This window comes from Sphingomonas flavalba (assembly GCF_004796535.1).
Taxonomy (GTDB): Bacteria; Pseudomonadota; Alphaproteobacteria; order Sphingomonadales; family Sphingomonadaceae; genus Sphingomonas_L; species Sphingomonas_L flavalba.
The window spans coordinates 126,986-139,652 of record NZ_SPHY01000007.1; the positions used below are offsets into that span (position 1 = coordinate 126,986).

Genomic DNA, 12,667 nt, shown 5'->3' on the forward strand with positions numbered 1-12,667 from the left:
CGGCGTTGGCCCTCAGTGGCTGTCGCGGGGAATGCCGCGGGTCTGGGCGATGCGCTGGTGGCGTTCCGACCCTTCGAGGATCGCGCCGGTATCGAGCTGGCCGACCAGTGCGCGCTGGATTTCCTGCCAGGGCGTCTGCGATTCCGGATAGGGATAGCCGCCCTGTGCGGCGAGCGCGGCGCGGCGCGCCTCCAGTTCCGCATCGTCGACGAGCATGTCGGCGCGGGCGTTGCGCAGGTCGATGCGGACGCGGTCGCCGGTGCGCAGCAGCGCCAGCCCGCCGCCGGCCGCCGCTTCCGGCGCGGCGTTCAGGATCGACGGCGACCCGGACGTGCCGGACTGCCGGCCGTCGCCGATGCAGGGCAGCGAGTGGATGCCCTGCCGGATCAGGTAGTCGGGCGGGCGCATGTTCACGACCTCCGCCGCGCCGGGATAGCCGATCGGCCCGGTGCCACGCATGAACAGGATGCAGTGGGCGTCGATCGCCAGCACCGGGTCGTCGATCCGCGCGTGATAGTCCTCCGGCCCGTCGAACACGATCGCCCGCCCTTCGAACGCGTCCGGGTCGTCCGGGTTCGACAGGTAGCGGGCGCGGAATTCGTCGGAGATCACGCTGGTCTTCATGATCGCGTTGGCGAACAGGTTGCCGCTCAGCACCATGAAGCCGGCGTCGGAGCGCAACGGCTTGTCGAAGGGCAGGATCACCCGCTCGTCGATGCTGGCCTTGCCGGCGCAGTTCTCGCCCAGCGTACGGCCGTTGACCGTCATCGCATCGGCGTGGATCAGCCCCTGCTCGATCAGCGCGGCGACCACCGCCGGCACGCCGCCGGCATGGTAGTAATCCTCACCCAGATATTCGCCCGCCGGTTGCAGGTTGACCAGCACCGGCACCTTGTGCCCGTGCGCCTGCCAGTCGTCGAGCGACAGATCCACCCCCATGTGGCGGGCAATCGCGGCGAGGTGGATCGGTGCGTTGGTCGAGCCGCCGATCGCCGAATTGACGACGATCGCGTTGAGGAACGCTTCCCGCGTCATGATGTCGGACGGCTTGATATCCTCCTGCACCATATCGACGATGCGCATGCCGGTGCGCCACGCCATTTCCTGGCGGTCGCGATAGGGGGCGGGGATGGCGGCGGAGCCGGGGAGTTGCATGCCGAGCACTTCCGCCAGCGAGTTCATTGTCGTCGCGGTGCCCATCGTGTTGCAATAGCCGGTCGAGGGCGCCGACGATGCGACCAGTTCGATGAAGCGGTCGCGGTCGATCTCTCCGGCCGCCAGCATCTGCCGCGCTTTCCAGACTATGGTGCCGGATCCGGTGCGCTCGCCCCGGTGCCAGCCGTTCAGCATCGGGCCGACCGACAGCGCGATCGCCGGGATGTTGACCGTCGCCGCCGCCATCAGGCAGGCTGGCGTCGTCTTGTCGCAGCCGATGGTCAGCACGACGCCGTCGATCGGGTAGCCGTAGAGGATCTCGACCAGGCTCAGATAGGCCAGGTTGCGGTCGAGCGCGGCGGTCGGGCGCTTGCCGGTTTCCTGGATCGGGTGGACCGGGAATTCCAGCGCGATGCCGCCGGCGCTGCGGATGCCTTCGCGGATGCGGTCGGCCAGCACCAGGTGGTGGCGGTTGCACGGGCTGAGGTCCGATCCGGTCTGGGCGATGCCGATGATCGGCTTGCCGGAGCGCAGTTCCTCCAGCGACAGGCCGAAGTTCAGATAGCGCTCCAGGTAGAGCGCGGTCATGTCGATATTGTCGGGATTGTCGAACCACGCGCGCGAACGCAGCGCGCGCGGTGGTATAGGGTCGGGGTCAGTCATTATGAGGGCTTCTCCGCACGAACAGGCTTAGCGCTGGCTGGTGGTGAACCGATAGACGGCGCGGTTGCGATAGACCGCGCCGGGGTCCAGGCGGGCGGAGCCGAACGCCGGCTGGTTCGGCGTGTCGGGAAAAAGCTGCGGTTCCAGCGCCAGCCCGTCGCTCTGCCGATAGACGCGGCCGCTCTTGCCGGCGACCGAGGCATCGAGGAAATTGCCGGAATAGAATTGCACGCCCTTCTGGTCGCTGAGCAGTTCCATCACCCGGCCGGATGCCGGGTCCTCCAGCCGCGCGGCAAGGCGTGGCGTGCCGCCGGCGGTGCCGTTCAGCGCGTAATTATGGTCGTAACCGCGCCCGTAGAGGATCTGCTGGTCGCTGGCGTCGCGGATGCGGGCGCCGATCGCCGTCGGCGTGCGGAAATCGAACGCCGTGCCGGCGACCGGCCGCAGCGCGCCCGTCGGGATCCGCGTTTCATCGACCGGGGTGATCGCGTCGGCGGCGATGGTCAGCACATGCCCCAATATGCTGGTGTCCGACCCCTCGCCGGCGAGGTTGAAGAAGCTGTGGTTGGTCAGGTTGACGATCGTCGGTTTGTCCGTCCGCGCTTCGTAGGTGATCGCGAGGGCATTGTCCTCGTCCAGGCTGTAAGTGGCGGTGACGGTCAGCGTGCCGGGATAGCCTTCTTCCCCGTCGGGGCTGACATAACGCAGGACGACGCGCGCCGCCGGGCCGGATTCGACCGACACGACCGTCCACGCGACTTTGTCGAACCCCTTGCGCCCGCCGTGCAGCGAATTCGGTCCGTCATTGGTGGCGAGCGTGTAGGCCCGCCCGTCGAGGGTGAAATGGCCGCCGGCGATGCGGTTGGCATAGCGGCCGACGCTCGAGCCAAAATATTTGGGGACGGCGACATAGTCGTCGAGTTTCGCGTAGCCGAGCACGACATCGGCGCGCTTTCCGGCACGGTCGGGCACCTCCAGCGCCTGCAGGGTGGCGCCGTAGCTGATGATGCTGGCGGCGATGCCGCGGCCGTTGGTCAGGGTGATCCGCTCGATCGCGGTACCGTCGGCAAGGGTGCCGAACGGCGCGCGGCTCGCTTCCGCTGCGTGCGCAGCGCCGGCCAGCGCCGCCGCCGAAGCGCCGGCCGCTAACATACGGTATAGCCCTTTCATGTGTCGGTCCTTCCCCGAAGTGAACAATTGCGCCGGCGTCCGCGACAGCGCGTTGACCGATCCGATAGGTTCATATACTCAGACAAATAAAGGGATGGCAATCCCGTTGCGCGCAAAGCGACGGGACCGTCCATAGGCAAGGGGATGGCGGCACATGGCGACAAGCGGCGGCACCGTTTCGGCGGCGGGGGACGGCCCTGGTAGTTACCGCCCGGCATTGGCGCTGCTCGCCAGCCTGTTCTTCATGTGGGGTTTCATCACCGTCATCAACAACACGCTGCTGCCGCATCTGCGCAGCGTGTTCGACCTGAACTACACCCAGACGACGCTGATCGAATCGGTATGGTTCATCGCCTATTTCACCGCATCGCTGCCTGCAGCGCGGCTGATCGAGCGAATCGGTTACAAGCAGGCGATCGTCGTCGGCCTGCTCGTCATGGCCGGCGGGGCGCTTATGATGATCCCGGCGGCGCGGATCCCGTCCTATGGCGTGGTGCTGGCGGCGCTGTTCGTCATCGCGTCCGGCATCACCCTGCTCCAGGTCGCCGCCAACCCCTATGTCGCGGTGATCGGCTCGCCGGAGACCGCATCCGCCCGCCTGAACTTCGTCCAGGCGTTCAATTCGATGGGCACCACCTTCGCGCCGCTGTTCGGCGGCTACCTGATCCTTGGCCGGAGCATGTCGGGCAATACGGTGGAGGGCGCGGCGGCGCTGACGATGGAGCAGCGGCTGGCCGATGCCCAGTCCGTCCAACTGCCCTATCTGATCGTCGCAGCGGTGCTGGCGCTGCTGGCGACCGTCATCGCCCGCTACAAACTGCCCGAGCTGGGCGGCGCCACCCGACGGGTCGCGCGGAAGGAGCGCGCCAATCATTCGCTGTGGCGCCATCGCAACCTGGTGTTCGGCGTGCCGGCGATCTTCATCTACCTGATCGCCGAAATCGGGGTCAGCAACCTGTTCATCAATTTCGTCTCCGCGCCGGACATCGGCAACCTGACCCATGCGGAGGCTTCGCGCTACCTGTTCCTGCTGTGGGGCGGGATGATGGTCGGGCGTTTCGCCGGCAGCTACCTGATGCGGCACACGGCGGCGGAGACGATTCTCGCCTGGGCGAGCATCGGCGCGTTCGTGGTGATGATGGTGACGGTGCTGTCGAACGGGCCGCTGGCGATGTGGGCGTTGATCTCGGTCGGGCTGTTCCATTCGATCATGTTTCCGACGATCTTCACCCTGGGCATCCGCGGGCTGGGGCCGTTGACCGAGGAGGGATCCGGGCTGCTGATCATGGCGATCGCCGGCGGGGCGCTGGTCATCGTCCACGGCAAGCTGGCCGATATGTGGGGGCTGCAGCTATCCTTCCTGCTGACAGCCGCCTGCGAGCTGTATGTGTTGTTCTACGCGCTGTGGGCCTGCCGGCCGCGAAAGGCATGAAGGGCGGCGCCTCGCTGGCCGCGCTGGCAGCCCTTCTGTGCCTGGGGGCGGCCGTGCCGGTGGCGGCGCCCGACGCGTTAACGGGGGAGGCGGCGGCGGACGCGACGATGCGTTTCGCCGCCGCCGGTTTCACCGTGACGCTCGACCGCGCCGCCCAGACGCTGATCGCGCTGGTGCCGGGCGGGGTGGACGGGTTCGACTTCGCGCCGTCCGACCGCTTGGCCGCGCGGCGGGGCGACGGCTATCATCACCTTGGCGACATCGCCCTTCGGCTGCGGCGTGTGGGTGAGGGCGAATGGCGCGATTATTCGACCGCCTCGCGCCGACTGCCCGTGCGGGCGCTGCCGGCGGCGGGCGCGGTGCGGGCGGCGGCGGACCTGACCCCCGCTCTCCCCGCCGGCTTGCCGCTGCGCATCGAGCGGCGCTGGCTGGTGGCGGATGGGCATCTGGCGCTGCGCTTCACCCTGTCCAACCCCGGCGACCGGGCGATCGAGATCGGCGGGCTTGGCCTGCCGATGGTGTTCAACAACATCCTGACCGACCGCTCGCTGGCCGAGGCGCATGGCCGCGCCAGCTTCGCCGACCCGTCGATCGCCCGCGATGCCGGCTATCTGCAGGTGACGCGGCTGAACGGCGCCGGGCCGGCGCTGGTCGTGGTGCCGGAAAAGGGAACGCCGTTCGAGGCGTACAAGCCAATCGAAGATGGCACCAAGCGCGGCCAGACGTTCGAGGGATTTTATGCCTGGATGGTCGCCAGCCGCGCCTTCGCCGAGCGCGAGTGGAAAGGCGCAGAGCCGTGGAACGCGCCGACCGCGCTGGTCCTGAAGCCAGGCGAGCGCCGCGAGATCGGGGTGCGCTTCCTGCTTGCCCCCGGCATCCGCGCGATCGAGCCGGTGCTGGCCGCCGCCGGGCGGCCGGTCGCCGTCGGCATCCCCGGCTACGTCGTGCCGACCGACCTGCCGGCCGATCTGTTCCTGAAGGCGGCGCAGCCGGTCAGCGCGATCACGGTTCACCCCGAAGGCGCGCTGGAGGTGACGCGGGCGGCGGCGGTTAACGGCTGGGCGCGGTATCGGGTGCGCGGGCGGGCATGGGGGCGGGCGCGGCTGACCATCCGCTATGCCGACGGTTCCGACCAGACCATCGCCTATTTCGTCACCAAGCCCAGCGAACAAGCGGTGGCGGACCTGGGGCGGTTCCTGACGACGCGGCAATGGTACGACGACCCGGCCGATCCGTTCCGGCGCGGGCCGTCGATCATGAGCTATGACCGCGAGGCGGATGCGATCGTCCTGCAGGACCAGCGGGTGTGGATCGCCGGTCTCAGCGACGAGGGCGGGGCCGGGGCATGGCTGGCGGCGATCATGAAGCAACTGGGCGCGGCGGAACCCGGCGAGGTGGCGAAGTTCGAGCGCTTCGTGACGGGTACGCTCGACGGGCGGTTGCAGGTCAACGAAGGGCCGCTGCGCGACGGCGTGCGCAAGAGCCTGTTCTTTTACGACAGCAAGGTAGCGCCGGGGCGCTACGATCCGGCGATCGACTGGTCGACCTGGGCATCATGGGACCGCAAGCAGGCGGATTCGGTCGTCCGCTCGTTCAACTATGTCCATGTCGCCGCCGCCCATTGGGTGCTCTACCGGCTGGGGCGGTATCGGGAAGGGCTGGTCAAGGCGCACGACTGGCGCTGGTATCTCGACCGCGCCTACCGCACCGCGCTGGCGATGCCGCGGCTGGCCCCGCAATACGCGCGCTTCGGCCAGATGGAAGGCGATGTGTTCATCGATATCATCGACGATCTGCGGCGGGAGGGGATGATGGCGCAGGCCGGCGCGCTGGAGGCGGCGATGCGCGTCCGCGCCGACGCCTGGGCCAAAGAGGATTATCCGTTCGGCAGCGAGATGCCGTGGGATTCGACCGGCCAGCCGGAGGTCTATGCGTGGATGCGGCGGCTCGGCGAGACGGCGAAGGCGGAACTGACCCGCGAGGTCATCCTGGGCTACGACCCGCTGATCCCGAGTTGGGGCTATAACGGCAATGCCCGGCGCTATTGGGATTTCCTCTACGCCGGCAAGGACAAGCGGATCGAGCGGCAGATCCATCATTACGGTTCCGCCAACAATGCAATCCCGCTGTTCGACGCCTATCGGCGCGACCCGGCCGACATCCACCTGCTGCGCGTCGCCTATGGCGGGTTGATGGGCACGCTGACCAACATCGATCAGGACGGGTTCGGATCGGCCGCTTTCCATTCCGACCCGGACCATATGCGCTTCGATGCCTATAGCGGCGACTATGGCACCGGCTTCTTCGGCCTGGCCTATGCGACGGCAGCCTATCTTGTCGATCATCCGGCGTTTGGCTGGATCGGTTTCGGTGGGCTGGTGGAGCAGGGCAGGGCGACGGTCGGCATCGTGCCGCGCGACGCGTTCCGCAACCGGCTGTTCATCGCGCCGGCCGGCCTGTGGCTGACCCTGGACGCCGGGCGCTTCAGCCGGGTAGATTATGCGCCGGCGAGCGGGCAAGTGACCGTCCGCCTGGACCCGGCGGAACCGTCGACGCCGACCGCCTATCTGCGGGTCGAGACGACGGTGGCCGGCAAGGCGGCGTATCGGCCGGCGAGCGACACCGTGAAGCTGCGTGGCGCCTATGTCGTGCCGCTGACCGCCGATGGCGCGACGATCACCCTGAGCGCCGGGCGGTAGCGCTTCATCCGTGCTCCTGCTTTCGCAGGAGCGCAGGTGGTCGCGGATTAGCTGCGCTGGGCTGGCGCCGGGGTGAAAAGGCGGCAGCCGTAGACCGGGCCGGCGGTGTTGCCCGGCTCCGGCTCGAAGCGGATTTCGATACTGGTCTTGCCGCGCGTAAGCTCCTCCGGGATCGGATAGTCGACGTCGAAGAACACCGGCTTGTCCGGCCGCAGCCGCTGGCTGGCGATGCGTTTGCCGTCGACCAGGATATGGAACAGCCGCGCGCGCTCGTCCGCCCAATAGGTGGCCTGCAGGGTGAGCGGGCCGGGGCGTGTTTTCATCCGGAAGGCGAAGAAGCCGCCGGTGCGGGCATCGCGGCCGTGGCGGCCGCGATAGGTGACCGGATAGGAGATTTCCGACTTCAGCTCATGGTCGCGCTCGGGCTGCATTTCGCCCAGGTGCATGACGTCGACCGAGCGGGCGGCAAGCTCGTTCAGCCGCGCCTGTTCGGCGGCGAAGGCGACTTCCTCCTTTGCCCATTGCGCGTCGTCGAAACGGCGGAAGTAAACGGCGCTGCGCCGATGGTAGTTCTTGTAGAACGGGCCGAACTGCATATCGCCGGGGCGGCCAATGCCGACGCTGCGGTAGGCGGCCTGTTGCGGCGCGACCGGCTGGAAGCCGGCGAGCAGGTCCTGCCCGACGAGCGCCGGCGCCGCCTGCGCGAACGGCTCGTCGGCCGGGCCGAGATCGGCGGCCAGCACCATCGGCCCACGCAGCAGCGCGACGACGCTGTCGTCGCCCGGCGTCGTTTCCAGCCGCAGGGCAAGCGGCAGGGTCAGCGCGACGCTGTCCCCCGCCTTCCAGCGGCGGCGGATGATGGCGTAGCCGGCATCGCGCAGCACCGTCGCCGGCTTGCCGTTGACCGCGATCGCCGCGTCCTTCGCCCAGCCGGGGATGCGCAGCGCCAGCGCGAAGCTGGCCGGCTTGCGCAGGCTGTCGAGGGTGATGGTGACGGCGCCGTCATAAGGGTAGGCGGTGGCGAGCGTCAGCGCCGCGCCGCGTGCTTTCCAGTCCAGGCGCGAGGCGATGTAGAGGTTGACGAACAGCGTGTCGTCGCCCTGCCACCAGATGGAATCACCGTGCTTGGCATGGCTTTCCATGCCGGAACCGACGCAGCACCAGAAACTGTCCTCCGGCTCCGAGAATTCGCGGCGGATGCCCGACATCAGCGGCGTCATGTAGGTGAACATGCCGGTCGCCGGGTCCTGCTGCGCCATCACGTGGTTGAGGTGGGCGCGCTCGTAATAGTCGAACAGCGCGCCGTCCGGTTGCCAGCCGAACAGGTGGCGGGTCAGCTTCAGCATGTTGTAGCTGTTGCAGCCCTCGCAGGTCTGCTCGGTGATGTGGCCGGCGATCGTCCGCGGCTCGGAGAAATACTCGCGGTCGGCATTGCCGCCGATCACATAGCTGTGGTCGGTCGTCACGATCTGCCAGAAGAAGCGCGGCGCGACCGCCTGTTCCGGCTTGCCGGTCAGCTCGTGCAGGCGGGCGAGGCCGATCAGCTTCGGGATCTGGGTGTTGGCGTGAATGTTGGCCAGTTCGTCGCGCCGGGCGGCAAGCGGATCGAGCACGCGCTTGTGATAGATGCGCTCGGCCAGCCGCAGCCAGCGGGCGTCGCCGGTGCGGGCGTAGAGTTCGGCGAAGCTTTCGTTGATGCCGCCGTGCTCGCAATCGAGCACGGTCTGCACCTGCGCGTCGTCGAGCGCGGCGAACACCGTGTCGATATAGCCGCCGAGCGCGACAGCGACCGCGATCGCCTGGGGGCTGCCGCCGCATAGCTGGTCGACGTCCATCAGCCCGGCGAACAGCTTGTGCCAGTTGTAGAACGGAACCCAGCAGCCGTTCAGGTCGAAGCCCGCCGAACGGATCTCGCCGCGCATGATCTCCGGAAAAATCTCCTTGCCGTCGACGATCGTGCCGTCCTTGCGCTTGCGGGTGAAGCCGGCGACATAGCCGTCGCCCTGCGCTGCCTGGGCGCGCGCCAGCTCGCCGACGATGTAGACGGCGCGCGTCTTCGCCTCTGCGTCGCCGGTCTGGGCGTGGAGCAGGGCGAGCGCGGTCAGATAGTGGCCGAGCGTGTGGCCGGCGATGGTGTCGCGTTCCCACCCGCCATAGGGTTCGCCCTTCGGCTCCAGCCCGGCGAACTGGATGAAGTTGTGCAGCAGCCGGTCCGACGACAGGCTGAGCAGGTAGCGGCGATTGGCTTCGACCGCGTCGAGGAACGGCGACGGCAGCAGGCGCACGTCGGCCAGCGGCAGCGGCGCGGCCTTGCCGGGCAGGGCGGTGGCCGTCGCGGCGCGCGCGGCGGCGGCGGGCAGTGTGGCGAGAAAGGCGGCCCCGGCGACCCCGGCCAGCAGGCGGCGGCGGCTGGTGTCAAAGCTGGCTTCGTGCATCATGCCCTCATTTGTACGACATTTGATATTTGATAGACTGCCGTTGCCGCAATGACAACCGTGCAGTAGCGATTAAAACATGCCTTTAAGATAAATGTTTATCAAAATGCAGACGCGTAATATTGTCAGAGTTAAGTGGCGAAGCGAAGGAAGGAATATGGAATTAGTCGTCGCAACGCTGTCCGAGCGAATTTTCACTGTCATCCGTGATCGAATCGCCCGTGGCGAGATAGAGCCGGGCGAACCGATCAGCCAGAGCGGGTTCGCTCGCGAATTTGGGGTCAGCCGGATTCCGTTGCGCGAGGCGCTGTTCCGGCTGGAGCAGGAAGGGCTGCTGGCGTCCGAAGCGAACAAGGGGTTCTTTCTGCCCCAGTTGTCGGCGGTCGAGGCGGAGGAGATTTTCGCGCTGCGGTTGAAGATCGAGCCGGATGCGATCGGCAGGGCCGCGGAAGTGGCCGGGCCCGCCGATCACGCAGCCGTCCGCCAGGCGCTTTCCGCGCTGGCCGAGGCGGTAGTGGCCCGTTCCCGGGCGATCACCACGTTCAGCCGCGCGTTCCATCTGGCCCTGGTCCAGCCCGGTTCAACCCGGATCACCATTCGTATGGTCGAACGGCTGCATGTCCTGTCGGCGCGTTACGTGCGCAAGCATCTCGAACCGGTCGGCAGGGCGCAGCGGATGCTGACCGCGCATCGCAAGCTTGCCACCGCCTGGCTCGCCGGCGACGGCGATCGGGCCGCGGCGTGCGCCCGCGAGTGCCTTGTCGACACGCTGGACGGCTTTCGGCGGCAATTCGTGCATGAGAGCGAGGCGGCCGACGCCGCCTGAACCGGCGGCTTAGCCCTGTTCGATCGGTGCCGTTTCCGCCTGAAGCGGACAAACTCTAGGCGAATGCTTCCACCGCCACCCGACGCGTGGCTAGGAAGGCATCGGCGACGTGGACCAGCGGGGTCACGTCGACATCGCAGGCGCCGTTTGCGGCGATCAGCGCCGCGAAGCGGGCGTAGAGGCCGGGATATTCCGCCTCCGCGGGGCATGGCTGGTCGATGCCGGCGATGCGCAGGGCGCCGCCTCCGCGGCTGATCTCCAGCCTGCCGTCGTCGGTCTCGACGGTGATGTCCCAGCTTTGCGGCCCGACCTGCCGCCAGTCGAACACGGCGGTGATCGGCGTGGCGTCGGCATCGGCAAAGCGCAGGTCGGCGGCGATCGGTGCTTCGCGATTGGCCGGGAAGGACAGGGTGCCGCCGGTCAGGAAGAACGGCGCGGGCAGGATGCGCGTCGCGATCGACAGCGCGTTGATGCCGGGATCAAACACGCCGAGGCCGCCCGCTTCCCAGATCCATTGCTGGCCGGGGTGCCAGTGGCGGACATCCTCCTTCCACACGACCGCGACCGATCGGACCCGCCGCTGCGCCAGCCAGGCGCGCGCCGGCTCCACCGCCGGGGCGAAGCGCGAATGCCAGGCGGCGAACAGCGTGCGTCCGGCCCGCTGCGCGCAGGCGATGAGATCGGCGACTTCGGCGACGGTGGCGCCGGGCGGCTTTTCCAGCAGCACGTGCAGGCCGCGCGCCAGCGCCGCGCGCGCCAGCGCATGGCGCTGCTGCGGCGGCGTGCACAGCGCCACCGCCGCCACCTCCGGGTGGGCGTCGCACAGCGTGTCGATGTCGGGATAGTGCGGAACGCCGGCGACGCCGTCGTGATGGCCGACCGTTGCCGCCAGCGCGAAGGCGGGGTTGCCGGCGATCGCCGGAAGATGCTGGTCTCGCGCGATCTTGCCAACGCCGACGATCGCGATCGGTATCGGCCCGGTCACAGCGCCCGCACCGCGACCGGGGCGTCCGCCGCGATCGCCAGCGGGTTGCGCAGCGGCCAGCGGAACGGTTCGGCGGCGATCTCGAAAACGTCGCCGGCGCGAGTGGTCACGCCGTTGCCGAAGGACAGGGTGGCGGTGCCGAAGAAATGGACATGGACGTCGCCCGGCCGGCGGAAGGCGCCGTATTTGAAATGATGCGCCTCCAGATTGGCGATGCTGTGGGCCATGTTGGATTCGCCGGACAGGAAGGGCTTGTCCCAGATCGCCTCGCCGTCGCGCAGGATGCGGCTGGTTCCGGCGACATGATCGGGCAGTGGGCCGGTCAATAATTCCGGCCCCAGCGCGGCGGGGCGCAGCTTCGAATGGGCGAGCCAGAGGTAGTTGCCGCGTTCGGTCACATGATCCGAAAACTCGTTGGCGAGCGCGAAGCCCAGGCGCAGCGGCGTGCCGTCGCGACCGATCAGGTAGACGCCGGCGATTTCCGGCTCTTCGCTGCCGTCCAGAGCGAAAGCGGGCGAAACCAACGGCGCACCGGGGGCGGAAAGGGCGGATCCGTCGCCCTTGTAGAACCATTCGGGCTGAACGCCGGCCGCACCGGGCGCCGGCTTGCCGCCTTCGACCCCCATCAGGAACATCCGCATCGAGTCGGTGGTCGCGGTCGCAGCATCGCGGTGCATCTTGTCGCGCCCCTCGGCCGAGCCGAGATGAGTGAGGCCGGTGCCGGTCAGCAGCAGATGGGCGGGGTCCGGATGATCGATCGGCGAGAGCACGCGCCCTTCGGCCAGCGCCGCGCCGATGTCGACCGCCTCGCCGGACGCCAGCGCCCGGGCGCGCTCCGCCAGCGTCGCCCCCGAATCCGCGGCGTCCAGCGCCAATTCATACACGGTCGAAGGACCGGACAGGGCGTAGGCGCCCGCGTCCGTCGCCAGCGCGACGCGGCGGTTGCCGCCCTGATGCCGATATTGAATCAACGAGAGTGTCACAGCCCATCCTCCCGCGCCGAAGCGTCCTGCGTGGCGATGCGATTCGGGTATCGCGCGGTGGTGGTTCTGTCGATGGCCATACGGGATTCCTCTCCTGAGAGCGGCGTCTATAGCGAATATTACTCGGACAATAAATAGGTGCACGCGAGCCATCGCGTTGCTGCGGACGTGAGAGCGATTCGCGGATTAAGGTACTGAATCCCTATAAAATCTAGTAGTTTGTGTGGATATCCGAATAGTTGCAAACGCGAGTAATGTGCGGGGCCCTGCAAAAGCTGGGGTTATCCGGAGAACGTATAATTTATTTGATTTATTTTGT

8 protein-coding genes are annotated in these 12,667 nt (G+C 67.9%); 3 read left to right on the forward strand and 5 right to left on the reverse strand.

All coding sequences use genetic code 11. The features are described from left to right. Positions 1–12 precede the first annotated feature (12 nt). Positions 13–1,818, reverse strand: coding sequence for an IlvD/Edd family dehydratase (locus E4A53_RS08745; RefSeq protein ID WP_136162708.1), 1,806 nt, complete (start codon positions 1,816–1,818; stop codon positions 13–15). Between the two features lie 27 nt (positions 1,819–1,845). Further along, positions 1,846–2,970, reverse strand: coding sequence for an aldose epimerase family protein (locus E4A53_RS08750; RefSeq protein ID WP_239018215.1), 1,125 nt, complete (start codon positions 2,968–2,970; stop codon positions 1,846–1,848). Between the two features lie 172 nt (positions 2,971–3,142). On the opposite strand from E4A53_RS08750, the gene E4A53_RS08755 reads away from it, so the two are divergent. Together E4A53_RS08755 and E4A53_RS08760 are read left to right on the forward strand one after the other, a co-directional pair. Further along, the gene (locus tag E4A53_RS08755) at positions 3,143–4,420 is read left to right on the forward strand and encodes a sugar MFS transporter (RefSeq protein WP_136162710.1); all 1,278 of its coding nucleotides are present in this window, start codon (positions 3,143–3,145) and stop codon (positions 4,418–4,420) included. After that, entirely contained in the window at positions 4,417–7,119 is a 2,703-nt protein-coding gene (locus E4A53_RS08760; RefSeq protein ID WP_136162711.1) for a DUF5695 domain-containing protein, read from the forward strand. The genes E4A53_RS08755 and E4A53_RS08760 overlap by 4 nt, the downstream gene beginning before the upstream one ends. A 47-nt stretch (positions 7,120–7,166) precedes the next feature. Here E4A53_RS08760 and E4A53_RS08765 read toward each other — a convergent pair whose 3' ends face one another. Beyond that, complete coding sequence (locus E4A53_RS08765; RefSeq protein ID WP_136162712.1) at positions 7,167–9,554, reverse strand: glycoside hydrolase family 127 protein; 2,388 nt, start codon at positions 9,552–9,554, stop codon at positions 7,167–7,169. A gap of 157 nt (positions 9,555–9,711) precedes the next feature. Here E4A53_RS08765 and E4A53_RS08770 point away from each other — a divergent pair, with 157 nt between their 5' ends. Beyond that, positions 9,712–10,380, forward strand: a complete 669-nt coding sequence (locus E4A53_RS08770) for a GntR family transcriptional regulator (protein WP_136162756.1) — start codon at positions 9,712–9,714, stop codon at positions 10,378–10,380. 55 nt (positions 10,381–10,435) lie between these two features. On the opposite strand, the gene E4A53_RS14780 is transcribed toward E4A53_RS08770, so the two are convergent. Both E4A53_RS14780 and araD1 read right to left on the reverse strand, forming a co-directional pair. Beyond that, the gene (locus E4A53_RS14780; RefSeq protein WP_136162713.1) at positions 10,436–11,365 is read right to left on the reverse strand and encodes a Gfo/Idh/MocA family protein; all 930 of its coding nucleotides are present in this window, start codon (positions 11,363–11,365) and stop codon (positions 10,436–10,438) included. Then, positions 11,362–12,348: an AraD1 family protein gene (araD1, locus tag E4A53_RS14785; protein ID WP_136162714.1), complete on the reverse strand. Its 987-nt coding sequence runs from the start codon at positions 12,346–12,348 to the stop codon at positions 11,362–11,364. Before araD1 ends, E4A53_RS14780 begins: the two co-directional genes overlap by 4 nt. Positions 12,349–12,667 lie beyond the last annotated feature (319 nt).